The sequence below is a fragment of the Tistrella mobilis KA081020-065 genome, assembly GCF_000264455.2.
GTDB lineage: Bacteria > Pseudomonadota > Alphaproteobacteria > Tistrellales > Tistrellaceae > Tistrella > Tistrella mobilis.
This window is the reverse complement of record NC_017958.1, coordinates 893,541-919,009: the sequence shown is the minus strand read 5'-3', so window position 1 is coordinate 919,009 and position 25,469 is coordinate 893,541. Positions and strand designations below refer to the sequence as shown.

The following is a 25,469-nucleotide window of genomic DNA, read 5'->3' as shown; positions in this document are numbered from 1 at the left end:
GACGGGAGAGGTGCATCCGCGCGTCTGCCGTCGGGCGGGCGCGACATGACGGCCATACTCGAAGTTGAGGGTGTCGGTCTGAAGTTTGGCGGCGTGGCTGCCCTGACCGATGTGTCGCTCACCGTCGAGGAGGGTTCGATCACCACCGTGATCGGCCCCAACGGCGCGGGCAAGACCTCGCTGTTCAACGCCATCTCGGGTTTCTACAAGCCGAACACCGGTACCGTGCGCTTTCGCGGCCGCGACGTCAGTCGCCTGAAGCCGCCGGCCCGTGCCGCGCTGGGGCTGGCCCGCACCTTCCAGAACATCGCCCTGTTCCGCGGCATGACCGTGCTCGACAACATCAAGCTCGGCGCGCATGTCCATCTGAAGACCGGGCTGGTCGACGCGCTGATCTATCGCGGCCGGGCGCGGGCGGAAGAAGCGCGGCTGCGGCAGGAGGTGGAAGAGCGGATCATCGATTTCCTGGAAATCGACCATATCCGCGGCCTGCCGGTCGGTGCCTTGCCCTATGGCCTGCAGAAGCGGGTGGAGCTGGCGCGCGCGCTCGCCATGCGGCCGACCGTGCTGATGCTGGACGAGCCGGTGGCGGGCATGAACCGCGAGGAACGCGAGGATATGGCCCGCTTCATCCTGGACGTGAAAGAGGAATGGGGCGTCACCGTGCTCATGGTCGAACACGATATGGGCCTGGTGATGGACATTTCCGATCATGTCGCGGTGCTGAATTTCGGCAGGCGCATCGCCGCCGGCCGGCCGGCCGACGTCCAGAAGGATCCCGAGGTCATCCGCGCCTATCTGGGGGCGGGCGATGTCGGGCAGATGCGTGCACGGCTGGAGGCGGGCCAGGCGGCGGCCTGACCGCCGGTCGTCCCGGTCCTCCGACGGGTCCCGTCCGACCAGACACCCCCTTGCCTGGCATCCTGTATGTGGAAGGAGGCGGCCGTTGGATTGGCTGTTCTTCGGCGAAGTCAGCCTTGCAGGGCTGGCGACCGGCGGGCTCTATGCCCTGATCGCCCTTGGTTTCGTGATCATCTACAAGGCGACGCGGGTCATCAATTTCGCCGTCGGCGAGATGATGATGTTCTCGGCCTATCTGTTCCTCACCTTTGCCGGCATCCTGGACTGGCCCTGGTATGTGTCGCTGCCGCTGGCGGTGATCGGCGGGTCGCTTCTGGGCGGCGTGATCGAACGGGTCGCGATCCGGCCGATGCTGGGCGAGAACCCGATCTCGGTGGTGATGGTGACGGTGGGCATCGCCAGCGTGCTGATCGGCCTCGCCGAAATGCTCTGGACCGCCGATCCGCAGCTGCTGCCCGATTTCCTGCCGCGAGAGCCGATCATGATCGGTGAGATGTTCGTGGCGCCGAAATCGGGCTGGGCCTTCGTGATCGCGGCCTGCGTGATCGTGGTCTATCTGCTCTATTTCCGCTTCTCCCGCGGCGGTGTGGCACTCCGCGCCACGGCCTCCGATCAGGCGGCGGCCTATTCGATGGGCATCGCCGTGCCCAAGGTGTTCTCGGCAGCCTGGATGGCCGGGGCCTTTGCGGCCGCGATCTCGGGCATCCTGGTCGCGGCCAGCGGCGGGCTCAGCCCGCAGATGGGCGTGGTCGGGCTGTCGATCCTGGTGATCGTGATCCTGGGCGGGCTCGACAGCATTATGGGCGCGCTGATCGGCGGGCTGTTCGTGGGCTGGATCGAAACCATCGCCGGCACCTATCTGGGCGGTGAATACCGCCAGCTCGCCACCTTCTCTCTGCTGGCGGCGATCCTGATCGTCCGCCCCTACGGCCTGTTCGGCACCCGCGAGATCGAGCGTCTCTGACCGGGTGTCTGCCCCCGTTCCCTTCGCCACCACCGCACCGGAGACCGGATCGCGATGCGTATCGGTGACGCCAAGACCAGCTATATCGCCGACGAGATGATCTTCGACACGCCCGTGCGCCGGGCGTGGTTCGCGGCCCTGATCGTCGCCATCCTGGTCTTCCCCCTGATCGGCAACGACTACACCATCTATCTGGCCTGTCTGGTCGCGATCAACGTGATCAGCGCCACCGGGCTCAACATCCTGACCGGTTTCACCGGCCAGATCTCGCTCGGCCAGGCGGCCTTCATGGGGATCGGCGGCTATACGGTCGCGGTGCTCGCCAGTCGCTGGGGGGTGCCCTTCATCCTGACCCTGCCGCTGGCGGGGCTTGCCTCCGCCGCCTTCGGCGTGCTGGTCGGCCTGCCCTCGCTCAGGGTCAAAGGGCTCTATCTCGCGATCGCGACGCTCGCCGCCTCGGTCATCGCCCATTTCGTCTTCGCCCATTGGGACCCGGTCACCGGCGGCATCGGCGGGCTGCAGGTGCCGCCGGCCGACCTCTTCGGCCTGGTGCTGGGCGACGACCGGTCGATGTACTGGCTGATCATGGGGGTGGCGGTCATCGCCTGCATGGGCGCGCGCAACCTGTTCCGCACCCGGGTCGGCCGTGCCTTCATCGCCATCCGCGACCGCGACATCTCGGCCGAGGTTCTGGGCATCGACCTGTTGCGCTGGAAGCTCTACGCCTTTGCGCTCAGCTCCTTCTATGCCGGGGTCGCCGGCGGGCTCTTCGCCTATTTCTTCCGGGTGGTGACGCCCGAAAGCTTCCCGCTCACCATGTCGATCTTCTTCCTGGCCGCGATCATCGTCGGCGGGATGGGCTCGATCCTGGGCGGCATCCTGGGGGCGATCTTCATGACCCTGGTGCCCGAGGCGCTGCGCTTCGTCACCACCATGGTCACGCCCTTCTACCCGCAGGCCCCGGTCGTGCTTTCGCCGATGCGCGAAGTGATCTTCGGTCTGCTGATCGTCCTGTTCCTGATCTTCGAACCCCATGGCCTCGCCGAGATGTGGCGCAGGCTCCGGCGGTTCTTCCATCTCTGGCCCTTCCGCACCTGAGGGGTGCCGCGGGCCTGCATGATCGTCAACGACCGCCGGCACGAACCGGCGGCAGGCGTCCTTTCAGGGAGGAGACACCCATGTCCAGCATCATGCGTGGCGTTTCGCGCCGCGATCTCCTGAAATATGGCGGCGGTGCCGCGGCTCTCGGCCTGGCGCTCAAGACCGGGCTCGACCCGCGGATGGCGCTTGCCGCCGACGACATCGTGATCGGCGGCTCGCTGCCGATGACCGGCGTCTTCGCCTTTGCCGGCATCGCCGGCCATCAGGGGCTGAACGATTTCGTCGAATGGAAGAACGCCAATGGCGGCGTCGCCGGGCGCCAGCTGCGCTATGTGATGGAAGACACCGGCTACAAGGTCGACGTGTCGGTGGCGGCCTTCAAGAAGATCACCGCCGCCCACAAGCCGCCCTTCTATTTCGGCGACAGCACCGGCTTCGAAAAGGCGATCGCCTCGGAACTGGTCCAGCTGGGCACGACGGTGATGTCGGGGGCGAGCTTCGCCTCGGAACTGGCCGATCCCGGCCGCTACCCCTATCACTTCATCGCCGGCCCCAGCTATGCCGAGCAGGTCGGCATCCTGCTGCAATACATCAAGAACGAGGCCTCGGGCGGCTCGGCACCGAAGCTGGCGCTGGTCTACAGCGACACCGAATTCGGCCGCGACCCGATCGCCTCGGCCAAGGCGCGCGCCAAGGCGCTGGGCATCGAACTGGTCGACGAGATCGTGACCAAACCCGGCAGCGTCGACGTCTCGGCCGAGGTGCTGAAGCTGCGCCGCTCGCGCCCCGACTATGTGATCTTCCACGGCTATGTGCTGTCGCCAATCAATGAATTCATCGTTCAGATGAAGCAGATGGGCCTGAAGACGAAGTTCATGGGCACCTATTACACCATGGACAAGCTGCTGATCGATCAGGTGGGCGAGCCGTCAGACGGCTTCATGGGGGTGATGCCCTACAACTATTACGACAGTGATGCCAGCGGCGCCAATTTCGAGGCCATGCGGGCCTGGACGAAGCAGCATGCGCCGGACGTGACCTATCGCCCCGTCCCCTATGTCGCCAGCTGGTTCACCGGCATGCTCTTTGCCGAAATCGCCCGGCGGGTACTGGAGGGCGGCCAGGAGATGACCGCCAAAAACATGAAGGCGGCACTGGAGAGCATCGAGAACTGGGACACCGGCGGCATCATCGGCCTGCCGATTTCGATGAAGACCCATTCGGTGCCGGTGGGCCGCATCTATCAGGTGAAGTTCTCGGAAAAGCGCTACGTGCCGGCCTCCGACTGGATCGCGCTCACCTGACCTCATCCGACCCAAGGCCGGCCCGGGCCCCTGTGCCCGGGCCGGCCACAGCCACCGGGGCCCTGCCGATGACGTCAGCCTCTCCCGATCCTCTGCTCGATATCGAGAACATAGAGGTCGTCTACAATCACACGGTGCAGGTGCTGCGCGGGCTGTCGATCCGCGTCGCCCCCGGCGCGATCGTGGCCCTGCTGGGCGCCAATGGCGCCGGCAAGTCGACCACGCTCAAGACCGTGTCCGGCCTGATCCGGCTGGAGAATGGCGGGCTGACCGCCGGCCATGTCCGCTTCCGCGGCCGCGAGGCCTGGGGGCGGGAACCCGACCGGCTGGTCCATGACGGGCTGTTCCACGTGATGGAAGGCCGCCGGGTCTTCGAGGATCTGACGGTCGAAGAGAACCTGATCGCCGCGACCTATGCCCGCAGCGCCGGCAGCGCCGGGTCCACCGACGATGCGCTGGCCATGGTCTACGGCTATTTCCCGCGGCTGAAAGAGCGCCGCAAGGGGCTGGCCGGCTATCTGTCGGGCGGGGAGCAGCAGATGCTGGCCATCGGCCGGGCGCTGGTGGCGGAGCCGCAGCTGATCATGCTCGACGAGCCGTCGCTGGGCCTCGCCCCCATGGTGGTGGAAGAAATCTTCTCGATCGTGCTGCGCATCAACCGCGAGCGCGGGGCCGCGGTGCTGCTGGTGGAACAGAATGCCGCGATCGCGCTCGCGATCGCCGATTATGCCTACATCATGGAAAGCGGCCGGGTGGTGATCGATGGCACGCCGGCCCAGCTTGCCGCCAATCAGGACGTGCAGGAGTTCTATCTGGGCCATGGCGGCGAGGATGGCGGCGGCCGGTCCTTCCGAGACATCAAGCATTACAAGCGGCGTAAGCGGTGGCTGTCATGACCATGGCGATTCCGACCCTGACCATGCCCCAGATGCTGCGCGAGCATGCCCGCAGGCAGGGCGACCGGCTCGCGATCCGCCAGAAGGATTACGGCATCTGGCAGCCGATCACCTGGGCCGGCTATTTCGAGCGCGCCCGCGCCTTCGGCCTGGGGCTGGAGGTGCTGGGGGTGGGCGCCGGCGGCCATGTCGGCGTGCTGTCCGAAAACCGCGCCGAATGGGTGATCGCCCAGCTGGGCACCGGCATCATCGGTGCGGTCACCGTCGGCGTCTATCCGACCAGCCCGGCGGGGGAGGTGGCCTATGTGCTCGCCCATGCCGATGTCGACGTGGTGGTGGTCGAAGATCAGGAACAGGCCGACAAGGTGCTGGAGAGGCGGGCGGAGCTGCCGCGGCTGCGCCGGATCGTGGTCGTCGACATGCGCGGCCTGCGCGGCTATGACGAGCCCGACCTGATCCCCTTCGACGAGGTGGAACGGCTGGGCGCCGAACACCATGCCGCCGATCCCGGCCGCGCCGATGCGCTGCTCGATGCCCAGACGCTCGATGATACCGCGCTCATGATCTACACCTCGGGCTCGACCGGAAAGCCCAAGGGCGCCGTGATCACCTATCGCAACATCACCCATGTCGTGCCCGGGCTGGTCGCGCGGCTGCATCTGGATGGCGAGGCCTCCAGCCTCAGCTATCTGCCGCTCTGCCATGTCGCCGAACAGGCGATGACCAATTTCGCACCGCTCTATCTGGGCAGCCGGATCTCGTTCGGCGAAAGCCTGCGCACGGTGCAGTCGGATCTGCGCGAGGTGGCGCCCAGCTTCTTCATGGGCGTACCGCGGATCTGGGAAAAGCTGCACGCGGCGATCCACATCAAGATGGCCGAGACCGGCGGCTGGCGGAAGGCGCTGTTCGACCGGGCGGTCCGCGACTGCACGCCGCTTGCCTGGAAGCCGCGCCGTGACTGGACGATGGTCGAGCGGCTGCGCTTCGGGCTCTGGTATCTGCTGGTGTTCCGGGCACTGCAGAACTTCATCGGCCTGCGCCGGGCACATGTGGCAATCACCGGCGCCGCGCCCATTTCGCCTGAAATCCTGCGCTTCTTCCGCACCATCGGCGTGCCGCTGGTCGAGGCCTATGGCCAGACCGAGACCTCGGGCGTGGCCGTCGGCCAGGCGCCCGAGGATGCCCGGCCGGGCATGGTCGGCACCGCCGTCGAGGGGGTGGAGGTGAAGCTCGATCCCGCCACCGGCGAAATCCTGGTGCGGGGCGGCTCGGTCTTCGCCGGCTATTACAAGAACGAGGCCGCGACCCGCGACACCATCCGCGACGGCTGGCTGCACACCGGCGATGTCGGGGAAGAGGTCGACGGCCATATCCGCATCGTCGACCGGATCAAGGACATCATGATCACCGCCGGCGGCAAGAATCTGTCGCCGACCGAGATCGAGAACGCCGCCAAATCCAGCCCCTATGTCAAGGAATGCGTGGTGATCGGCGACCGGCGCAAATACGTCGCCGCCCTGATCCAGATCGATTACGACACCGTCGCGCGTTGGGCGGAAGAGCAGGGCATCGCCTATACCACCTTCCGCTCGCTGGCCGAAAACCCCAAGATCCGGGCCCTGATCGAGGCCGAAATCGCCCGCGCCAATGCCGGCCTCGCGCCGGTGTCGCAGATCCGTCGCTTCCATCTGCTGACCAAGGAACTGGACCATGACGACGACGAAGTGACGGCGACCATGAAGATCCGGCGCAGCAATGTGTACAAGAAGTACACGGATGTCATCGAAGGGCTCTATGCCTGACGCGGACCGAATATGGGAACCGCTCAGCGCGGCCCCACCTCCGACACCCGCTCTGCGGTGACGTCGCCGGGCTGTCCGCCCCAGCGGTGGCGCAGATAGTTGACCAGCGCCGCCATCTCGCCGTCGTCGAGCAGGTCGCCGAAGGCCGGCATTTCCTGCATCCGGCCGGTGCCGGCGAGCGGGCGGGCCGGAATGCCGTCGCGGATCACCTTCACCAGATTGCGCGGATCCTGCAGCATGGCGGTGGTGTTGGTGGCCAGCGGCGGCGAGGCGGCGGGGTGGCCTTCGCCATCGGCCCCGTGGCAGCCGGCGCAGAAGCCCAGATAAATGTCGTGGCCGGCGTTCCGCGTGTTGCCGGTCGTGACCGGTTCGGGCCGTGTCGGGGGCGGGGCCCCGTCGGTCAGATAGGCGGCGATCGCCCCCACATCCTCCGCCGTCAGATAGCGGGTGGAATGGTGGAGCACCGGATACATGCGGAAGGTCATCGTGCCCTGGGGCGAGAGGCCGGTGGCAAGGAAGCGGGTCAGGTCCCTGGCCGTCCAGCCGCGGGCCGAGAGGCCGGCCGGGGTGATGTCGGGGGCGAGCGCGCCTTCGATCACCTCGCCCTGAAGATGCCGGTCGTCCTCCATCGCATAGGCAAGGTTGCGGGGGGTATGGCATTCGCCGCAATGGCCCAGCACCTCCACCAGATAGCGGCCGCGGGCGGGATCGCCGGCCGGCGCGGCGGTGCCCGCGGGCGGCGGCAGATCACCCGGCTCGGGCCGGAAGATCAGGTTCCAGAAGGCGACTGCCGGTCGGATGTTGAACGGAAAGGCCAGATCCGGCGGCCGGTTCGGCTTCTCCACCGCCGGCAGGCTGGCGAGATAGGCCGCGAGCGCATCCACATCCGCCCGGGTCATTGCGTGATAGGAAGTATAGGGCATGGCCGGATACAGACGGCCGCCATCGGGCAGGATGCCATAGACCAGCGCCCGATAGAGATCGTCCGCGCTCCAGTCGCCGATGCCGTGATCGCGCGAGGGCGTGATGTTGGTGCCGTAGATCGTGCCGACCGGGGTTTCCATCGGCAGCCCGCCGGCATAGGCGCGGCCATCCTCGGCCACATGGCAGGCGGCGCAGTCGGCGGCACGGGCGATGTAGCGGCCCCTTTCCACCAGCCGGGCGCGCTGGCCCGCATCCAGCCGGGCCGGGTCCACCGTCGCAGGCGGGATCGGCCCGGCGCCGGTCAGCAGCGGCACCGCCACCACCGCGACGACCACGACAACGACCAGGGCAAGCGCCCCCAGAATCAGCCGCCGCCTCATGATCCGTCATCCCGCTTCTGCGCCGGCCGGTCGGTGGTCAGCCCCGGCGTTGACAGGATGACGTCGCGCACCGCGGCCAGATAGCGGACATAACCGGTGCAGCGGCAGATATGCCGGTCCATGCCTTCCAGCACCACGCGCTCCACATCCCGGCGCGGCACCGGTTTGCGGGCCAGGCGTTCGATCAGCACGGTCGCGCCGTTGACGAAGCCCGGGGTGCAATAGCTGCACTGGAAGGAGAAATGGGTCAGATAGGCCTGCTGGATGGCGGACAGCGCCAGGCTGCCATCCTCGTTCCGGCCGGCATGGCCTTCGACCGTGCGGACCCGCGCCCCATCCAGATGGGCGACGCCGGTCACACAGCTCGGCACTGCCCGCGAGCGGCCGTCGGGGCGGTCCAGGATCACGGTACAGGCACGGCAGACCCCCTGGCCGCAGCCATAGCGTGTGCCGGTCAGGTTCAGATATTCCTGCAGGAATTCAAGCAGCATCAGGTCTTCGGGCACCTCGACCGGGCCGGTATCCCGGCCGTTGACGGTCAGCCGCACCGATCTGGTGGCGGGGATCACAGCAGCACCTCCCTGATCTTTTCGGGGCGGATCGGCAGGTCGTGGAAGCGGTGGCCGATCGCATGGGCGACGCCGTTGGCGATCGCCGCCACGATCGGGATCATGGTCACCTCGGCGATGCCCTTGGGCGGGTCGGTGGGTGAAAGCGGCGGCAGCACCTGGCCGGTCTGCGACCAGACCGCGACATCCGATGCGCGCGGCAACCGGTAGCGGTTGAAGTTCCAGGTGCCGTTGCCCGGCCCGTCCTCGTACAGCGGCAATTCCTCGAACAGGGCATGGCCGATGCCCATGGCGATGCCGCCCTGCAGCTGGCCCGAGACCAGCTCGGGCACGATCATGTTGCCGCATTCCATCCACGAGTGGTGCGACAGCAACCGGATCTCGCCCGAGCCGCCGTTTACCGACAGCTCGACCAGGGTTGCGACCGGCGCGTAATAGACCACGGCGGCATTGTTGCGCTGGACGGGCGGGTAGAAGACCCGCCGGCGGGGCTGGAAGTCATAGCCGCCATCGCCCCGGCGCAGCGCCAGCGCATCGATCGGCCAGCGGTGGGTGCCGTCCTCCAGCTCGAACTCCGCCTCGGTCCAGGACCAGCGGTTGAAGGTATGGACCACGACGCCGGTCACCAGCCCCATCTGATGGGCCCGGGCCGCCAGCCGGGCCAGCGGCAGCGGCTCCAGCGAGGCCGCGACCAGCAATCCGTCGCGCCACACCGCCTCCTCGCGCCGGATCGCGAGCGGGGCCGCCTGGCCGCCGCCGATGCCCTCGCGCCAGATCGACAGCGCCGCCGGCCAGAGCCCGCGTTCGAACAGGATCCGCGCCGCCTCCCGCGTTGCATGCGACAGGTAATAGGCCGAGTTGGAGGCGCTGCGCGGCGAGGTGATCCGCGGCACCCAATGGGGATCACGGGCCGCCTGGTCCTGCGCCGCCTGCGACATGGTATAGGGCTCGTCATTCGAGGTCAGCGGCAGTTCCGGCCAGTCGGTTACCGCGAATTCGGCATCATGGGCCGGCCGGCCCAGCCAGTCCGCCACCACCAGCATCTGCGACGAGGTCGACCCGTTGCCGATCTCGTTGCAGACGTGGCGAAGGTGGATATGGCCGTCTGCGTCCAGCGCCACCCGGGCGATCGCCGCCTCGGCGCCGGTGCCGTAATCCTTCTGCACCGCGGCGAAGCCCACCCCGTAGTGATGACCGGGATGGTCCTGGTCGTGCAGCCGCTTGCGCTCGTGCCGTTCGGTCCAGAGCGGGTGGCGGGCGGCCACCTCCAGCAGTTCGCCTGCCCTGAGCAACCCGGCCGGCACGGCGCCCTGGGTGTTCTTCATGCCCGCCGTGAGCAGGTTGCGCCGGCGCAGTTCGATGGCATCGATCCGCAGCTCGTCTGCAATCTCGTCGACCAGCATTTCGGTGGCACTCATCGATTGCAGCGTGCCATAGCCGCGCATCGACCCGGCGGTCGGGGCGCGCGACGCCTCCATCCGCACCGACAGGTCGCTTTGGGGGAAATAGTAGATCGACTGCGCCGCACTTGCCGCGACCTCGCCCACCGAGGGGCTGAAATTCATCCGCCCGCCACCATCGCCCAGCAGATCCATGCGCAGCGTCCGGAACTGCCCCGTCCGGCGGTCGACCGCGATCGCGGCATCGATCCGGAAGGGGTGGCGCTTGATCGCGGTCTGGAAATGCTCCCACCGGTTCAGCGCCAGCCGCACCGGCCGGCCTTCGGCGTAGAGCGCGGCCATGGCCGCGTAATAGGGCAGGGAATGATGTTCCTTCTGGCCGTAGCCGACAGTGTAGCCGGCATTGAAGCGCAGCTCGTCCAGCCGGAACCGGCTGGCCCGGACCATGGCGATCACATGGGTGGCGTTGGTGTAGGGCGACTGGGTGCCGGTCACCAGATGCAGGCGCCCGGCGGCCGGGTCGTACCAGGCATTGCCGTTGTCCGGTTCCAGCGCCGCCGGGTCGACATAGGGCGAATGATATTCCCGCCGGAAGACCGCGAGATCGTCGTCGGCGCTCTCCAGGCTGCGGGCGATCTCTTCTGCGGCATGCATGGCACGCGCCGCCGCATCCCCCTCTGCATCGGCCGCCGGCCAGTCGTTGCTGTCTGCGGGCGGTCGCAGCACGGTGCCGGTCATTGGCGAATAGATATCGGGCGCGACGGGGGTGGCCCCGCCGATGCGCACGAAGCGTGCGCGGCCATAGGGCGGGCGGGCCTGGGCCCCCGTCTCCCGGCCATAGCGGATGGCATCCTCGTTGAATTGCAGCAGCTGCTTCGCCCGGCGGAAGCGCGGATAGTCGTGATAGATCAGCAGTGCCACCGGCTGGCCCAGCAGAGGCGGTATCTCACCGGTCTTGAGCAGCAGGTCGCCATAGAAATCGGGCTCGGGCATGGCCACGCCGTCGGCTGCAAGCTCGGCGTCGGTCACCAGCCGGTCGGGCATCAGCTCTTCCGGCAGCATCGACAGGTCGACGCCCTCGAACACCCGGTCGGCCCGGGTCGCCCTGAGCAGGAAGCCATGAGACTGGGCTTCGGGCCAGCCCGGCATGTCGCGGGCGCGGATGTCGACCGCGAACACCTTGTCGCCGGTCACCTTGCGGATGCCGTCATGGCGGAAGCGGATGCGCCCTGACTCGTCCAGCCAGTCGGGAGGGCGGGTGCTGCCTTCGGGGATCATCGCCCCCAGGGCCTGGCCCAGCGGCATGACCGATGCGGTCACTCCCGCAGCAGCGGCGGCGCGCAGAAAATCCCGGCGCGAGATGTCCGTCGGGCGCGACACGTCCCTCTCCATCTCTGAACTGCACTCAACGGGCCGGCCGCAGGAACGACGCGGATCCCGTGACATGCCAACCTCGGCGTCGGCGATCGGGTTCCATCAGCAGGGATGCGGAAAGCGATGAGAGGAGAGAGAGCGGGACAAAAAAAACGGCCCCGACGGGGGAAGCGTCGGGGCCGTGATGCGGTGACCGGTCCGTCTTGCGGCCCGGCGATGCGGCCCCTTGGGGAGAGGGGCGGACGGTGGGGCCGAGGGAGGGCGGCCGGACCGTCGTTGATGCATCGCGGGGCTGGTCGCAAGTGGGGAACGACCGGTCCCGTCGGCGTCGCGCAGCACTCGGGCCTGAGGGAGGGCAGGCGGAGGCGCAGCAGACGCCGGGCTGGGGTCGGGCCGGTTGCCGAGGGAGGGCGGCAGCGGCCCGGGCAGGCTGAAGCGGGGGAAACGCTTCAGTTATCGCATCGGGATCCGGGGGAGGACGTCTCCCGATGCGAAGCTTGTTTCAGGCGCGATCTCCGGCTATATCCACAGCCGGGCTCGCTGGATCACACGCCGTAGCCGGCAACCTCGTGACCCTGGCGACCATGGGTCGCGACCGAGCGGATCTCGCCGCGCGAGATGCCGATATCGGCCAGCATGCGGTCGTCGAGGGACTTCAGCTCGGCATAGGTCCGACGCTCAAGGCGCCACCGGATCATCCGGGCAACAACGTTCTTCAGCGAGATGACGCCAGGGATGAAGGCGGTCATGACAGGTCTCCTAGGGGCTGCGCCGTCTTCGCTGCCGGGCCTCTCGACCGGTCGCATCCTGAAGGTCTTTCAGGGCTGCGTGCTTGGGGGGCTCGGTCGGGGCGCCTGAGCTGCGGCGGCGCATCGTGTCGTTTCGATGAGCTAGAGATACGCCTGATCGATCGGTTTCGGGAGGGGTCCATTTCGCACTGCAACAATGCAGCTTCTGCATGGCACCAGACCCGTGCGCGATCTGCATGGCTTTCCTATCAGGCGTAAGGCGAGTTTCCCCGCTTCTGGTTCCGCCCCCAGCCGTGCATAATGGCCCCAGCCCGAGCCCGGGGAGGCCGGGGCAGGTGGCCTGCGCGGGAGAGATGGCGCAGGGTCTCTCTGCTCCGGAACGACGGCTCGCGGTGGTCGGATCCGGGCCGGCCGGTTGCCGAAGGTGACCGCCCAAGGCCCCCGCCGGACGCCGCGGCACCCGGGTCGTCGACGCATGATGTTGGATCGCAACCAGAAAAAGATGGGGAAGCGATGAAGCTCAATCCGATCCGGACCGCCACTGCGGCCGTTGTCGCCTCGATGATCGTCGCTGCGGCGCCGGCCTGGGCCGCCGGAGCGAAGATCGGTGCTCTGATGCCGCTGACCGGCGACCTTCAGGCCTATGGCGTGGCCTCGGTGACCGGCTCCGAGCTTGCGATGGAAGAGATCAACGCGCAGGGCGGCGTGCTGGGCGGCAAGCTCGCCCTGGAAGTGGCCGACACCCAGACCAACGCCCAGGCGGGCGTGGACGCGGCGCAGCGTCTGGTCTCGGTGGCGGGTGTCAACGCGATGGTCGGCGCGCTCTCGTCGGGCGTGACCATCCCGGTCGCCACCACGGTCTCGGCGGCGCGCATGGTGCCGCAGATTTCGCCGGCTTCGACCTCGCCGGTGATCACCTCGCTCGACGACAAGGACTTCCTGTTCCGCTCGGTGCCGTCGGATGCGCTGCAGGGCACGGTGATGGGCCAGCTCGCGGCGAACGAGGGCTACAAGACCGTGTCGGTGATGTACATCAACAACGACTACGGCCAGGGTCTGGCGGAAGAATTCGCCAAGACCTTCGAGAAGGGTGGCGGCAAGGTTGCGGCCTCGCTCGCCTTCGAGCCGGGCAGCGCGTCCTATCGCGGCGAACTGACCAACGCCGCCAAGGACGGTGCCGAGGCGCTGGTCCTGATCGCCTACCCCGAGAACGGCAGCACCGTGGTGCGGCAGGCGCTGGAAGAGGGGCTGTTCACCAAGTTCGTCTTCTCCGACGGCCTGAAGGCGCCCGAAATGTCGCAGGCGATCGGCGAGGAATACCTGAAGGACACGGTCGGCATCGCGCCGGAAGCCGTGGCCGACAGCCCGGCGGCGGCGAAGTTCCGCACCGCCTACGAGGCGAAGTTCAAGCAGCTGCCGCCCAAGCCCTATATCGACACCACCTATGACGCCGTCTATGTCCTGGCGCTGGCCATGGAGAAGGCCGGCTCCACCGACGGCACCAAGATCCGCGACGCGCTCCGCGACGTCGCCAACGCCCCCGGCGAGAAGATCCTGCCGGGCGAGTGGGAAAAGGCGGTGAAGCTGATCAAGGAAGGCAAGGACATCGACTATGTCGGTGCTTCGGGCTCGCTCGATTTCGATGCCGCCGGCGATGTCTCCGGCACCTTCGCGATCTACGAGTTCAAGAACGGCACCGTCGAGACCCGCGAGATCGTCGAGCCCAAGCTCTGACCGATCCTTTGGGGTACAGAACTGACGACCAGCGCGGCGGCCGGGCAACCGGCCGCCGCGTCTTATTGTCCGGGGGAGGCGTCCCGGACCGGATGCCCCTGGCATATAGACGCATTCGGGATATATCTTAGAACGCGGCTCCCGAGGGGCCGGCACCGCCGCCACCGGAGCACGCCGATGCGCCTGACCACCTTTTCCGACTATGCCCTGCGCAGCCTGATCTTCGTGGCGGTGGCCCCCGACCGGCTGGTCACCATCAGCCAGATCGCCGAAGCCTACGACATCTCGCGCAACCATCTGATGAAGGTGGTCCACCAGCTGGGCCGGCTCGGCTATCTGGAAACCGTGCGTGGCAAGGGCGGCGGGCTGCGCCTGGGGCAGGCGCCCGAAGACATCCGCATCGGCGCGGTCCTGCGCGAAACCGAGCGCGACAGCGCCCTGCTCGAATGCTTCGACACCCACGGCAATTGCCGCATCCTGCCCGCCTGCGTGCTGCGCGGTGCGCTGGCCGAAGCGGCCGAAGCCTTCTATGCCCATATGGACCGCTACACCCTGGCCGATCTTGTCCGCCCGCGCTGCGAAATCGCCAGCCTGCTCGGCCTCGCCCGCGCGACCGACGCGGCCTGACGGTCACTCCGTCAACACCTGCACGCTCGACCAGTCCAGGCCGAAACGCGCCAGATATTTCCGCAGCCGGTCGGCATCGTTGGGTGCGGCTTTCCGGGCTCGCGAGGCTGCGAACAGGGCCCGCCCGGCGGCGCTCAGGCTGGGTGTGCTGCGGCAGACGCGCACGACCTCGGCCAGCTGGACCCGGTCGAACGGGTCGATCTCCGCCAGCCGTGCCTCGCTCAGCAGACCCGGCAGCGGGTCCTCCCGGGCCGGGGCGGCCCTCCGCTGCCAGGCCCATTCCAGCCGCTCGATCTCTTCCGCCACCACCTCTTCGGTGATCCGCCCGCCGGGGGCGAGGGTTGCCATCCGGGTGACTGCGGCGCCGAGGTCGCGGAAATTCCCCGGCCACAGCCCGCCTGGGCCGGTGGCGAAGGCCAGGAAGCGCTGCCGGGCCTCGCGGCTGAACGAGACCTGGCGGCCTTCCCGGACACCATGACGGCGTAATTCCTCGTCGAGATTGGGGTCGATGTCTTCGGGCCGGCGGGCAAGCCCCGGCAGGTCGAAGCTCCAGAGGTCGATGCGGGCAAGCAGATCCTCGCGGAACCGGCCGTCCGCCACGGCGGTGCCGAGGTCGCGATTGGTGCCGGCGATCAGCTGGAACCGGCTGGCGGCCTCGCGATCGGCGCCCACCGGCAGAAAGCGGCCCTCCTCGATCGCGCGCAGGATCATCGCCTGTTCGTCCAGCCCCAGTTCGCCGATCTCGTCCAGAAACAGCAGCCCGCCATCGGCCGCGCGCAACAGCCCGGCCCGTTCGGCCACCGCCCCCGTGAAGGCGCCGCGGACATGGCCGAACAGGGCCGACATGGCGCCATCGCCGCGCAGGGTGGCGCAGTTGACCTCGACGAAGGCGCCGTCGACCTGGCGGCGCTGTTTCTTCAGCTCGAAGATCCGGCGGGCGAGGGCGGTCTTGCCGGCGCCGGTCGGGCCGGTCAGCAGGATCGGCGCGGTCGAATGCAGGGCCACCCGTTCGATGCGCTCGATCAGCCGGTTGAAGCCGGGATTGCGGGTATCGATCCCGGCTTTCAGGAACGATGTACGCTCGCGCTGTTCCTGCCCGAAGCGGCCGGCGATGCGGTCGTAACGCGCCAGATCGATATCGATGATGGTATGGCTGCCGAAGCCGCCCGGCCGTTCCCTGGCCGGCGGCGGCGACACCTGGATCAGCCGTGCCGGGATGTAGCGTGCCTCCACCAGCAGAAACCAGCAGATCTGCATCACATGGGTCCCGGTGGTCATGTGGATCAGATAATCCTCGGCCTCGGTATCGAAGGGGAAGCTGCGGGCGAAATCATGCAGCAGGCCGTAGACCTCTTCGAAATCCCAGGCATCGCGGATCGTCACTTCTTCGGGGTGCACCTCTACCCGGGGCGCGATCAGGTGGATATCGTCCACAAGCCGCGCCACCAGTTTGCGGGCAGCGGCCCCGTGCAGAAGATGCAGCCGATCGATGCCGATCTCCGGCTGCTGGATCAGGGCGATTGTCGGCCGCCAGGCCTTCCAGCGATGCGGGCCCGCCGCCACATCCAGCGTGGTGCCCACGAACCCGATCGCGACCCGGCGCTTCGACATGCCCTTATCCTGACGTATAACTTCCGAGATGACCGGATCATATCCGGTCGGGATGCCTCTGCCCAGCCGGTGCGACCTCTGGCCATCAGGCCTTTACAAAGCAAGGACTTGGGTGGATTTCCCTCGCGCAGGGCCGGTCTGGCACGCACCTCGCAAAGAGCGCCAGACTTACCTTTTTGCAGTTGGGGACCCCCGATGACTTTCGACCTTCTGGCGCATCGCTACGAACCTGCCCGCGACCGGCCGGCCGCACCGGTCAAGATGTGGACCCGCGGCGTGCCGGTCGACGAGCGTGCGATGGGGCAGCTGCTCAACACCGCCTTGATGCCCTTCATCCACAAATGGCTGGCGGTGATGCCCGACGTCCATCTGGGCAAGGGCGCCACCATCGGCTCGGTGATCCCGACCGTGGGCGCGATCATCCCGGCGGCGGTCGGCGTCGATATCGGCTGCGGCATGATGGCGGTGCGCACCTCGCTCACCGCAGATGATCTGCCCGACAGCCTGGCGGGCATCCGCTCGGCGCTCGAAGCCGCCGTGCCCCATGGCCGCACGGTCGGGCGGAAGAAGCGGGATGTCGGCGCGTGGGGCGACGATCTGCCCCCGGCGGTGACGGAAGCCTGGGCCGGGCTCGATGCCGGCTATCGGGCGCTGATAGCCCGCCATCCGGCCCTGGTCAAGGCCAATGCCATCGTCCATCTGGGGACGCTCGGCACCGGCAATCATTTCCTGGAAGTCTGCCTGGACGAGGCCGGGCGGGTCTGGGTGATGCTCCATTCCGGCTCGCGCGGGATCGGCAATATGATCGGCACCCGGTTCATCGACCTCGCCAAAGAGGATATGCGCCGCTATCACCTGGATCTGCCTGATGCCGATCTGGCCTATCTGCCCGAGGGCACGGCGCATTTCGACGATTATGTGATGGCGTTGGAATGGGCGCAGCATTTCGCCCTGACCAATCGCCGGGTGATGATGGACCATGCGGTCGCCGCCCTCCGGAAGGTGGTCACGCGGCCTTTCGATGCAGCGCTGGAGGCGGTGAACTGCCACCATAATTATGTGGCGCGCGAGTGGCATTACGGCCGCGAGGTCTGGGTCACCCGCAAGGGGGCGGTGCGTGCGACCGAGGGTCTCCTCGGGATCATCCCGGGGTCGATGGGGGCGAAGTCCTTCATCGTGCGCGGCAGGGGCAACCCCGAAAGCTTCTGCTCCTGCTCCCACGGCGCCGGGCGGGTGGTCTCGCGCACCGAAGCCCATCGCCGCTTCACCCTCGACGATCATCTGCGCGACACCGCCGGGGTCGAATGCCGCAAGGATGCGGGCGTGCTCGATGAAACGCCTAAAGCCTACAAGGACATCGACGCCGTGATGGCTGCCCAGGCCGATCTGGTCGAGGTGGTCCACACCCTGCGGCAGGTGGTCTGCGTGAAAGGATGACATGTCCGACGGTGTTTCCCGGGCTGTTGACAGACCCTGTCAGCAGCCCGGGCGCATGATCCCGTCAGGGCGGCTCATCGGGGGCTGCCCGAACGGGAGCGGGAATGATGACCCATCCGAGCTATGCGCTGCTCTATGTCGCCGACCCGGCGGCCAGTGCCACCTTTTATGCCGATCTCTTCGACACCCGCCCGGTGGATGTGTCCCCGGCTTTCGCCCTGTTCGCCCTGGAGGGCGGCATGATGCTCGGCCTCTGGGCACAATCCGTGGTCGTGCCGGCACCGTCGGCGGCGCCGGGTGCCTCGGAACTCGGCATCCGCATGGCCGATGATGCCGCCGTGGATGCGGTCTTCGCCGACTGGCAGGCCCGCGGCGTCACCATCGCCGCGGCGCCGATGAAGCAGGGCTTCGGTTACAGCTTCATGGGGCTCGACCCCGACGGGCACCGGCTCAGGGTCTATGCGCTGGCCGGCGGCTGACGGCGCCGGTCAGATCACCCCGATCACCCGCAGCCACAGCACCTGCAACGGCCAGAGCACCAGAATGGTGACGATCGCGGTCAGCAGGCAGAGCTTCGCCACATCGCGGATCGGCAGCCCGCCGATCAGGATCGCCATCATCAGCGGCGGGGCCTGATAGGGCAGGATGACGGTCGAGAAGCCCATCACCTGCGCCGCCAGGACGGCGGGGGTGGAAAGGCCGGTGGCGGCGGCGAGGTCGCCGGTGAGCGGTGTCAGGATGGCGGGCACGCCGGGCAGGGTGGTGGCCAGTGCCACCACCGTCGCCAGCCCGCCGGTGCGCAGGAAGTTGCCGACGGCATCTCCCGGTTGCAGCCCCACTGCATCGAGCAGCACGGCGGCCAGCCAGTCGCCGAGCCCTGCATGCACGATCAGCGCACCGAGCCCGATGACGCCGCCGGCATAGAAGATCGGCTCCATGTTGAGCGTCTGCAGGGCCCGGGGCGGCAGGAAGGCGAAGCGCGGGATCAGGCAGATCACCGCCACCGTCATGCTGACCCAGGCGGGCGAGATGTGGTGCAGCGCGTCGGTCATCCAGAAGCCCAGCGCCACCAGCAGCACCAGGGCCAGCCGGCGCTGGTCGCGGGTCATCGGTGCCGGGCGGTCGGGGCGCGTCACCGGCTTCTGCCGGCCGCGGCCGTAGAGGGCCAGCAGCACGCCGGCCAGGACCAGCGTCTTCAGCAGCCCCAGCACCGGGAAATTGGTCATCAGATAGGTGGAGAAGCTGGGCACGGGCGCACCTGCCGCTTCCAGGATGCCGACCATGATGTTGTTCGGCACATTGGCGGGCAGGATGGTGAACGACGGCAGGAAGGTGCCGATCACCCCCGCCAGCATCATGCCCGCATGCCGGCGGTCACCCGGCTGATGCCCCAGATGTTCCCCCAGCGCCGCCAGGATCGGCAGGATCAGCACGATCCGCCCCATGGCCGAAGGCATCAGGAAGGCCATGACCAGGCCGAAGGCGAGCGCCCCCAGCAGCGCGCCCCGGTAGCTGGTCCCGACCCGTCGGGCCAGATGGCCGGCGATCCAGGCCCCCAGCCCGCTGTGGCGGACGGCCACCCCGATCACCAGCCCTGAGAAAATCAGCCAGAAGGCCGATGAGGTGAGCCCTGAAAAGATCACCTCCGGCGGCGCCAGCCCGGTGAGCATGGCGATGGTGAAGAAGCCGAGTGCGGTCACCGATTCCGGCAGCAGCCCGGTTGCCCAGAGGCCGAGGGTCATCACCACCAGGGTCGCCGCAGGTGCCGCCGCGGGCGACAGACCGCCCGGTGCCATCCCCGCCTCTGGCAGCAGGCGGATGGCTGCGCTCACGATCAGCAGCAGGCCGGCGATGAGGGCGGTGACGAGCGGCGGGCGGGCAGTGGCGGCGGACATGGGCGGACGGGTCTCCGGAGCGGCGGGGAACGTCTGGAGAATTTGCCCTTCGACACCATCGCGCAAGCCGCTGAAACTTGACCTGCCCTGTGCGTAAATGCACAGATGGAGACTGGACCTTCCGGAGGCGGGCAGGATGGCGGCAGGCATGGACTGGGACGATCTGAGGCTGTTTCTGGCCGTCGCCCGCGCCGGCAGCCTGACGGGGGCCGGCCGGGCCCTGGGTGTGCGCCATTCGACGGTGCTGCGGCGGATGGCGGGGTTCGAGGCGCGGCTCGGGCTCAGGCTGTTCGATCGCGGGCCGGGCGGCTATGCGCTCACCGCCGCCGGCCGCGAGCTGCTTGAGGAGGCGTCGGAGGTCGAAACCCGGCTGGTGGCGCTGGAACGGCGGCTGTCGGGCCGTGATCAGCGGCTGACCGGCACGGTGCGGATCGCGACACTCGGCGCACTGGCGCCCTGGCTGGCCGAGGCGCTGGCGGCGTTCCGGGGGCTGCACCCCGGCATCCGCACCGAGATTGCCATTTCCCATGAAACCGTCAGCCTTGCCAGGCACGAGACCGATATCGCGATCCGGATCAGCCGCAACCCGCCCGACAGTCTGATCGGCCGGCGGATCGCCACCCTGGTCCACGGCATCTATGGGGCCCGCGATCGCCTGCCGCTGCCACCGGAGGCCACGCTTGCCGAGGCCCCCTGGGTGACCTATGCCCAAGGGCGGGCGGATCTGCCCCAGGCACGCTGGGTGGCGGCCAATATTCCCGACAGCCAGGTCGTGCTGCGCACCGACCATACCGGCATGCTGATCCAGGCGGTCAGGGCCGGCATCGGTCTCGGGCTCTTCGCCTGCTATCTCTGCGATGCCGATCCGGGGCTGGTGCGGTTGCGCACGCTCAACGGGCTGGGCTTTGACCTCTGGATCCTGACCCATCCCGATCTGCGCGACACGCCCAGGGTGCGGGTGCTGATGGATCATCTGGCGGCGGCCCTTGCCGCCCGTCAGCCGGCCCTGACCGGGCAGATGCCGGCCATGGATCCGCGACAGCGGGGGGAGGGGGAATGGACGGGCTCGGCAGATTGACCCTGTTCCTGCAGGTCGCGGAAGCGGGCAGCTTCGTTGCCGCCTCGCGCCGGCTCGGCATTTCCGCCTCGGCGGTGGGCAAGGGCATCGCCCGGCTGGAAGAGCGGCTGGGTGTCACCCTGTTCCGCCGCACCACCCGCAGTCTCAGCCTCACCGACGAGGGGCTGCTGTTCCTGGAGCGCTGCCGGCGGATCCTGAGCGAGATCGAGGCGGTGGAACTGGAGCTTGAGCGGCGGGCGACCACCCCGCGTGGCCGGCTGCGCGTCGCGCTGCCACTGGTGCATCACCTGCTGCTGCCGGCGCTGGCCGCGTTCAATGCCGCCCATCCCGGGATCGAGCTGCATCTCGACTTCTCAGACCGGCTGGTCGATCTGGTCGAAGAAGGTTTCGACGTCGCCATCCGAACCGGACCGCTGGCGGATTCCCGGCTGAAGAGCCGGTTGATCGGCCGCTTCCGTCTGATCCTGGTGGCGGCCCCGGATTATCTGGCCCGCAACGGCATGCCCGCAGGGCCGGATGATCTGGCGGATCATCTCTGCCTGCATCACCGCTTCGCCCAGACCGGCCGGCTGGAGCCCTGGCCGGTGCCCGAAACCGTGCCGCTGCCCGAAAGCGTGGTCGCAACCACGGTGGAGGCCCTGCTGCATCTGGTCCTGGCCGGGCGCGGCATCACCTGCCTGCCGGATTTCACCGTCGCCGCCGATCTGGCGGCGGGCCGCCTGGTTCAGGTGCTGCCGGACAAGGCGGTGCATGACGGGGTGATACAGGCGGTCTGGCCGGCCAGCCGTCAGGCCTCGCCCAGGGTTCGGGCCTTCGTCGACCTGCTGCATGATCATCTGAAGACCTGATTGCGGACAGAACTGTCCGGAAAGTCCGGCATATCGGCCGGTTTATTCCGGGGTGGTGCTGATGCCTATTGGAAGCCGGTACCAGACACGGCCGGGCGGCCGCACCTCCTCCGACATCTTTCCGCAGGGTCCGACATGACGACATCATCCCCAGCCGGGCTGCCGCTCGGTGGCCTGCTCGCCCTCGCGCTTGCGAGTTTCATCACCGTGCTGACCGAGGCATTGCCGGCCGGGCTGCTGCCGGGCATTGCCGCCGTTTTCGACATTCCCGAGGCCCTGGCCGGGCAGATGGTCACGGTCTATGCCGCCGGATCGCTGCTGGCCGCGGTGCCCGTCACCCTGGCGACCCGCGGCCTGCGCCGGCGGCCGCTTCTGTTGGTTTCGGTCGCAGGCTTCGTTCTGGCCAACGGCATCACGGCCATCTCCGGCAGCTTCATCCTCACGCTCGTCGCACGCTTTGCCGCCGGGATCGCGGCCGGGGTGCTCTGGGCGCTGCTTGCCGGCTATGCCGCACGCATGGCGCCGGATGCGCTGCGCGGCCGGGCGATCGCCATCGCCATGGCCGGCACACCACTCGCCCTGTCGCTGGGGGTGCCGGCCGGCACTTTCCTGGGGGGCATCATCGGCTGGCGGGCGAGTTTTGCGCTGATGAGCCTGGGGGCCGCGCTGCTGATGGTCTGGATCCGGCTGGGCCTCCCCGATTTCCCCGGCGAGCCGGCCGGCCGGCGGGTGCCGGCGTCCCGGGTTCTGGCCCTGCCGGGGGTGGCGGGCGTGCTGGCCGTGATGATGCTCTATGTCCTCGCCCACAACCTGCTTTACACATACATCGCACCTCTGCTGGCGCTTGTCGGGCTGGGCGCGCGGGTCGATCTGGTGCTGGCGGTCTTCGGCCTGGCTGCCATCCTCGGCATCTGGGCAACCGGGCTGGTGGTCGACCGGCATCTCCGCCGGGCAATGCAGCTCAGTCTCTGGGGGTTCGTGCTCTCGGCCATTCTGCTGGCGGCTGGCAGTGACGCTGCGGTGATCGTGGCAGCCATCGGCCTCTGGGGTCTTGCCTTCGGCGGGGCTGCAACCCTGTTTCAGACCGCACTCGCCCGCGCGGCCGGCCCTGCCGCCGATATCGCCCAATCCATGCTGGTCACCGGCTGGAACCTTGCCATTGCCGGGGGCGGGCTGATCGGTGGCCTGCTGCTCGACCTTCGGGGGCCGGACCTCCTGGGCCCGGTGGCCCTGGTGCTGCTGCTGCCCGCAGCCGCCATTCTGGCCGGTGCGCGCCGCCACGGCTTTCCCGCCGCGATGCGCTGACCTTCAAACGCAACCGGGGGCGATCGCAGGTTGGTTCTGGTCAGCGGACCTCGCGGCGATGGGCCTTGGGGTCGGCCTGGGCGGTGCGCCCTGTGCGGTAGAGCCGTTCTTCCGACAACAGGCCGGCCGGCCGGGTGAGCAGGATCACCTGCAGCAGCACGCCGATCAGCAGCAGGCGCAGTGCACCTGCCTGGGTCGTCAGGCTGGCCGGCAGAACCTGGCTGATGATGAACTCGCTGCCCGACCAGATGACCCAGATCACCAGCGCGCCCAGGATGGCGCCCTTGTTGTTGCCGCTGCCGCCGGCGATCAGCATCACCCAGATCAGGAAGGTGCCGACCTCGGGCATGAAGGCTTCGGAACTGATGAAGCCGATGAAATGGGCGTAGAGCCCGCCGGCAAGCCCCATGATCGCCGCACCGAAGACGAAGGCCTGGATGCGGAAGCCGACCACGTCCTTGCCGGCCGCCGCTGCCGTGTCCTCGTTCTCGCGGATCGCGCGGAGCACGCGGCCCCACGGCGATTTGCGGGCGCGCTCGATCGCCAGATAGACCAGCACCACCAGCACCAGCACCATCGCCAGATAGGCGAGTTCGAAATAGCCGCTGTCGAAGAAGGGCCGCGGAATGCCGGGAATGCCGCGCACGCCGTTGGTCAGCCAGGCCTCGTTCTTCAGGAACAGGCGGACGATTTCGGCGATGCCGATGGTGGCGATCGCCAGATAGTCGGCGCGCAGGTTCAGGCAGATCAGCCCGATCGCCAGGCCCAGCAGGCCGGCGACGATCATGCCGCCGATCAGCCCGATCGGCAGCGGCAGGCCGAAGCCGCCCAGATAGCTGCCGCCGCTGTCGGGTCCGGTCAGGATCGCCGAGGTATAGGCGCCAAGGGCATAGAAGGCGACGATGCCGAAATTGAACTGGCCCGACAGGCCCCACTGCACGTTCAGCGCCAGGCAGACGATGGCATAGATGCCGACCGAGGTGAGAAAGAAGACCGCATAGGTTTCAAGACCACCCATACCCATCATCACACCTTCCTCCCCGCGAACAGGCCGGTCGGGCGGACCAGCAGCATGACCACCATGATCGCGAAGGCGACCGCCGGCTTATAGGCGGGCGAGATCACCATGGTCGACCATTCCTGGACGATGCCGATCACCAGCCCGCCGGCGATGGCGCCATAGGGGCTGCCGATGCCGCCCAGGATGGCGGCCGCGAAGACCGGCAGCAGGATGTTCCAGCCCATGGTCGGGTGCAGGCGGGTGTCCATGCCCAGCAGCACGCCGGCGGTGGCGGCAAGTGCGATGCCGATCGCCCAGGTCCAGATCACGATCCGGTCGACCGAGATGCCGGTCACCTGGGCCAGGTCGCGATTGTCGCTCATCGCGCGCATGGCCTTGCCGACCCGGGTTTTCTGCAGGAACAGGTGCAGCGCCAGCACCAGCCCCGCTGCAACGCCGACGATCATGAAATGCGCCGGCTTGACCCGAAGGTCGCCGAAGCGGACCGGCATCTGGATGCCCGACTGGTAGACCTGGGTTTCCGAGCCGAAGATCATCTGCAGCAGGGCACGCAGGATCAGCGCGGTGCCGACCGACGAGATCAGCAGGATGACCGGCTGGGTCTTGCGCAGGCGGCGATAGATGGTCTGGTCGACGGCAATGGCGAACAGCACCGCACCGGCGGCGCCGAAGGGCAGGGCGATGATCGGCGGCACGCCGAAGGTGGTGACGATGGCGAGCGAGATATAGGCACCCAGCGTCATGAAGTCGCCATGGGCGAAATGCGGGAAGCGCAGGATCGCATAGACCAGCGACAGGCCCACGGCACCCAGCGCGAAGATGCTGCCCAGCACGATGCCGTAAATGGTGAGCTGAAGGAGATCGGTCATTCCGCGTGGCCTCCGCCGCCCAGGAACATCTCGGCCACCTCACGATTGTCGAGCAGTGCCGCGCCGGTATCGGTGAAGCGGTCGCGGCCCTGGACCAGCACATAGCCGCGATGCGACATGGCCAGCGCCTGTTTGGCGTTCTGCTCCACCATCAGGATGCCGACGCCCAGTTCATTGATCTTGATGATGTTCTGGAACATCTGGTCGATGATTGCGGGCGCAAGGCCGGCGGTCGGCTCGTCCAGCAGCAGCAGCTTGGGTTCCAGCATCAGCGCCCGGCCCATCGCCACCATCTGGCGCTGGCCGCCCGAGAGCGAGCCGGCGGGTTGTTTGCGCTTCTCGCGCATCACCGGGAAGAGATCGTAGATGCGCTCCATGGTCGGGCGATAGTCGTCGCGCCGGATGAAGGCCCCCATCTCCAGGTTTTCCTGGACGGTGAGCGTCGGGAAGACGTTGTTTTCCTGCGGCACGTAGCACATGCCGTGATGGACGATGCGGTCGGGCCGCAGATTGGTGATGTCGTGTCCCTGAAAGCGGACATGGCCCTGGCGGATCTTCACCAGGCCGAAAACCGCCTTCATGGCCGTCGACTTGCCGGCGCCGTTGGGGCCGATGATGACGACGATTTCGCCGTCCTCGACGCGCATGTTGACGCCGTTCAGGATGTCCACTTCGCCATAGCCGCCGCGGACGCCCTCGACTTCGAGCAGGCTCATCTGT

General features: G+C 67.9%; 22 protein-coding genes. 13 read left to right on the top strand and 9 right to left on the bottom strand.

Translation table 11 applies throughout. From position 1 onward, the window contains the following. Positions 1-45 precede the first annotated feature (45 nt). The 6 genes from TMO_RS27660 (at position 46) to TMO_RS27635 (ending at position 6,928) form a co-directional block, all read left to right on the top strand. On the top strand, positions 46-861 hold the full coding sequence (locus TMO_RS27660) for an ABC transporter ATP-binding protein (protein ID WP_041607668.1): 816 nt from the start codon (positions 46-48) through the stop codon (positions 859-861). Between the two features lie 85 nt (positions 862-946). Then, on the top strand, positions 947-1,825 hold the full coding sequence (locus TMO_RS27655) for a branched-chain amino acid ABC transporter permease (protein ID WP_014748369.1): 879 nt from the start codon (positions 947-949) through the stop codon (positions 1,823-1,825). 54 nt (positions 1,826-1,879) lie between these two features. After that, positions 1,880-2,923: a branched-chain amino acid ABC transporter permease gene (locus tag TMO_RS27650; RefSeq protein ID WP_014748368.1), complete on the top strand. Its 1,044-nt coding sequence runs from the start codon at positions 1,880-1,882 to the stop codon at positions 2,921-2,923. A gap of 80 nt (positions 2,924-3,003) precedes the next feature. Beyond that, positions 3,004-4,230 carry an ABC transporter substrate-binding protein gene (locus TMO_RS27645; protein WP_014748367.1) on the top strand — a complete coding sequence of 409 codons (1,227 nt, stop codon included), beginning with the start codon at positions 3,004-3,006 and terminating at the stop codon, positions 4,228-4,230. 68 nt (positions 4,231-4,298) lie between these two features. Beyond that, a complete protein-coding gene (locus tag TMO_RS27640; protein WP_014748366.1) occupies positions 4,299-5,126 on the top strand; it encodes an ABC transporter ATP-binding protein in 828 nt (275 codons plus the stop codon). Further along, positions 5,123-6,928: an AMP-dependent synthetase/ligase gene (locus TMO_RS27635; RefSeq protein ID WP_014748365.1), complete on the top strand. Its 1,806-nt coding sequence runs from the start codon at positions 5,123-5,125 to the stop codon at positions 6,926-6,928. The genes TMO_RS27640 and TMO_RS27635 overlap by 4 nt, the downstream gene beginning before the upstream one ends. Before the next feature lie 23 nt (positions 6,929-6,951). Here TMO_RS27635 and TMO_RS27630 read toward each other — a convergent pair whose 3' ends face one another. The 4 genes from TMO_RS27630 to TMO_RS27615 form a co-directional block, all read right to left on the bottom strand. Continuing rightward, positions 6,952-8,232, bottom strand: coding sequence for a cytochrome c (locus tag TMO_RS27630; protein WP_014748364.1), 1,281 nt, complete (start codon positions 8,230-8,232; stop codon positions 6,952-6,954). Further along, complete coding sequence (locus TMO_RS31120; protein WP_014748363.1) at positions 8,229-8,801, bottom strand: (2Fe-2S)-binding protein; 573 nt, start codon at positions 8,799-8,801, stop codon at positions 8,229-8,231. Before TMO_RS31120 ends, TMO_RS27630 begins: the two co-directional genes overlap by 4 nt. Next, positions 8,798-11,593, bottom strand: coding sequence for a xanthine dehydrogenase family protein molybdopterin-binding subunit (locus TMO_RS27620; RefSeq protein ID WP_041607666.1), 2,796 nt, complete (start codon positions 11,591-11,593; stop codon positions 8,798-8,800). Before TMO_RS27620 ends, TMO_RS31120 begins: the two co-directional genes overlap by 4 nt. A gap of 527 nt (positions 11,594-12,120) precedes the next feature. Beyond that, a complete protein-coding gene (locus TMO_RS27615) occupies positions 12,121-12,324 on the bottom strand; it encodes a DUF1127 domain-containing protein (RefSeq protein ID WP_014748361.1) in 204 nt (67 codons plus the stop codon). A gap of 513 nt (positions 12,325-12,837) precedes the next feature. Between TMO_RS27615 and TMO_RS27610 the strand changes: the two genes are divergently transcribed. Together TMO_RS27610 and TMO_RS27605 are read left to right on the top strand one after the other, a co-directional pair. Next, positions 12,838-14,058, top strand: coding sequence for an ABC transporter substrate-binding protein (locus tag TMO_RS27610; RefSeq protein ID WP_014748360.1), 1,221 nt, complete (start codon positions 12,838-12,840; stop codon positions 14,056-14,058). 177 nt (positions 14,059-14,235) lie between these two features. Next, the gene (locus tag TMO_RS27605; protein WP_014748359.1) at positions 14,236-14,685 is read left to right on the top strand and encodes an Rrf2 family transcriptional regulator; all 450 of its coding nucleotides are present in this window, start codon (positions 14,236-14,238) and stop codon (positions 14,683-14,685) included. A gap of 3 nt (positions 14,686-14,688) precedes the next feature. Here TMO_RS27605 and rtcR read toward each other — a convergent pair whose 3' ends face one another. Next, complete coding sequence (gene rtcR, locus TMO_RS27600; RefSeq protein WP_014748358.1) at positions 14,689-16,296, bottom strand: RNA repair transcriptional activator RtcR; 1,608 nt, start codon at positions 16,294-16,296, stop codon at positions 14,689-14,691. Between the two features lie 195 nt (positions 16,297-16,491). Between rtcR and TMO_RS27595 the strand changes: the two genes are divergently transcribed. Beyond that, positions 16,492-17,733, top strand: coding sequence for an RtcB family protein (locus tag TMO_RS27595; protein ID WP_014748357.1), 1,242 nt, complete (start codon positions 16,492-16,494; stop codon positions 17,731-17,733). Between the two features lie 104 nt (positions 17,734-17,837). Beyond that, the gene (locus TMO_RS27590; RefSeq protein ID WP_014748356.1) at positions 17,838-18,212 is read left to right on the top strand and encodes a VOC family protein; all 375 of its coding nucleotides are present in this window, start codon (positions 17,838-17,840) and stop codon (positions 18,210-18,212) included. Between the two features lie 9 nt (positions 18,213-18,221). On the opposite strand, the gene TMO_RS27585 is transcribed toward TMO_RS27590, so the two are convergent. Beyond that, complete coding sequence (locus tag TMO_RS27585; RefSeq protein ID WP_014748355.1) at positions 18,222-19,628, bottom strand: SLC13 family permease; 1,407 nt, start codon at positions 19,626-19,628, stop codon at positions 18,222-18,224. A 136-nt stretch (positions 19,629-19,764) separates the two neighbouring features. On the opposite strand from TMO_RS27585, the gene TMO_RS27580 reads away from it, so the two are divergent. From TMO_RS27580 to TMO_RS27570, 3 genes are all read left to right on the top strand, one after another. Further along, positions 19,765-20,706 (top strand): LysR family transcriptional regulator, encoded by a 942-nt coding sequence (locus TMO_RS27580; RefSeq protein ID WP_014748354.1) that lies wholly within the window; start codon positions 19,765-19,767, stop codon positions 20,704-20,706. Further along, positions 20,685-21,554 carry a LysR family transcriptional regulator gene (locus TMO_RS27575; RefSeq protein ID WP_014748353.1) on the top strand — a complete coding sequence of 290 codons (870 nt, stop codon included), beginning with the start codon at positions 20,685-20,687 and terminating at the stop codon, positions 21,552-21,554. Before TMO_RS27580 ends, TMO_RS27575 begins: the two co-directional genes overlap by 22 nt. A gap of 135 nt (positions 21,555-21,689) precedes the next feature. Next, entirely contained in the window at positions 21,690-22,859 is a 1,170-nt protein-coding gene (locus tag TMO_RS27570; protein ID WP_014748352.1) for an MFS transporter, read from the top strand. Positions 22,860-22,899: 40 nt separating this feature from the next. On the opposite strand, the gene TMO_RS27565 is transcribed toward TMO_RS27570, so the two are convergent. Genes TMO_RS27565 through TMO_RS27555 form a run of 3 tightly spaced genes read right to left on the bottom strand, consistent with a single transcriptional unit; the run spans position 22,900 to position 25,465 of the window. Next, positions 22,900-23,883 carry a branched-chain amino acid ABC transporter permease gene (locus TMO_RS27565; protein ID WP_041607663.1) on the bottom strand — a complete coding sequence of 328 codons (984 nt, stop codon included), beginning with the start codon at positions 23,881-23,883 and terminating at the stop codon, positions 22,900-22,902. 2 nt (positions 23,884-23,885) lie between these two features. Next, complete coding sequence (locus TMO_RS27560) at positions 23,886-24,749, bottom strand: branched-chain amino acid ABC transporter permease (RefSeq protein ID WP_014748350.1); 864 nt, start codon at positions 24,747-24,749, stop codon at positions 23,886-23,888. Next, positions 24,746-25,465 (bottom strand): ABC transporter ATP-binding protein, encoded by a 720-nt coding sequence (locus tag TMO_RS27555; protein ID WP_014748349.1) that lies wholly within the window; start codon positions 25,463-25,465, stop codon positions 24,746-24,748. Before TMO_RS27555 ends, TMO_RS27560 begins: the two co-directional genes overlap by 4 nt. Between the last annotated feature and the right edge of the window lie 4 nt (positions 25,466-25,469).

Excerpts from the sequence above, each read along its gene's own strand:
- TMO_RS27660 (WP_041607668.1), top strand. The coding sequence starts at position 46 with ATGACGGCCATACTCGAAGTTGAGGGTGTCGGTCTGAAGTTTGGCGGC.
- TMO_RS27650 (WP_014748368.1), top strand. The coding sequence starts at position 1,880 with ATGCGTATCGGTGACGCCAAGACCAGCTATATCGCCGACGAGATGATC.
- TMO_RS27645 (WP_014748367.1), top strand. The coding sequence starts at position 3,004 with ATGTCCAGCATCATGCGTGGCGTTTCGCGCCGCGATCTCCTGAAATAT.
- TMO_RS27640 (WP_014748366.1), top strand. The coding sequence starts at position 4,299 with ATGACGTCAGCCTCTCCCGATCCTCTGCTCGATATCGAGAACATAGAG.
- TMO_RS27635 (WP_014748365.1), top strand. The coding sequence starts at position 5,123 with ATGACCATGGCGATTCCGACCCTGACCATGCCCCAGATGCTGCGCGAG.
- TMO_RS27630 (WP_014748364.1), bottom strand. The coding sequence starts at position 8,232 with ATGAGGCGGCGGCTGATTCTGGGGGCGCTTGCCCTGGTCGTTGTCGTG.
- TMO_RS27620 (WP_041607666.1), bottom strand. The coding sequence starts at position 11,593 with ATGGAGAGGGACGTGTCGCGCCCGACGGACATCTCGCGCCGGGATTTT.
- TMO_RS27615 (WP_014748361.1), bottom strand. The coding sequence starts at position 12,324 with ATGACCGCCTTCATCCCTGGCGTCATCTCGCTGAAGAACGTTGTTGCC.
- TMO_RS27610 (WP_014748360.1), top strand. The coding sequence starts at position 12,838 with ATGAAGCTCAATCCGATCCGGACCGCCACTGCGGCCGTTGTCGCCTCG.
- TMO_RS27605 (WP_014748359.1), top strand. The coding sequence starts at position 14,236 with ATGCGCCTGACCACCTTTTCCGACTATGCCCTGCGCAGCCTGATCTTC.
- rtcR (WP_014748358.1), bottom strand. The coding sequence starts at position 16,296 with ATGTCGAAGCGCCGGGTCGCGATCGGGTTCGTGGGCACCACGCTGGAT.
- TMO_RS27595 (WP_014748357.1), top strand. The coding sequence starts at position 16,492 with ATGACTTTCGACCTTCTGGCGCATCGCTACGAACCTGCCCGCGACCGG.
- TMO_RS27590 (WP_014748356.1), top strand. The coding sequence starts at position 17,838 with ATGATGACCCATCCGAGCTATGCGCTGCTCTATGTCGCCGACCCGGCG.
- TMO_RS27585 (WP_014748355.1), bottom strand. The coding sequence starts at position 19,628 with ATGTCCGCCGCCACTGCCCGCCCGCCGCTCGTCACCGCCCTCATCGCC.
- TMO_RS27580 (WP_014748354.1), top strand. The coding sequence starts at position 19,765 with ATGGCGGCAGGCATGGACTGGGACGATCTGAGGCTGTTTCTGGCCGTC.
- TMO_RS27575 (WP_014748353.1), top strand. The coding sequence starts at position 20,685 with ATGGACGGGCTCGGCAGATTGACCCTGTTCCTGCAGGTCGCGGAAGCG.
- TMO_RS27570 (WP_014748352.1), top strand. The coding sequence starts at position 21,690 with ATGACGACATCATCCCCAGCCGGGCTGCCGCTCGGTGGCCTGCTCGCC.
- TMO_RS27565 (WP_041607663.1), bottom strand. The coding sequence starts at position 23,883 with ATGGGTATGGGTGGTCTTGAAACCTATGCGGTCTTCTTTCTCACCTCG.
- TMO_RS27560 (WP_014748350.1), bottom strand. The coding sequence starts at position 24,749 with ATGACCGATCTCCTTCAGCTCACCATTTACGGCATCGTGCTGGGCAGC.
- TMO_RS27555 (WP_014748349.1), bottom strand. The coding sequence starts at position 25,465 with ATGAGCCTGCTCGAAGTCGAGGGCGTCCGCGGCGGCTATGGCGAAGTG.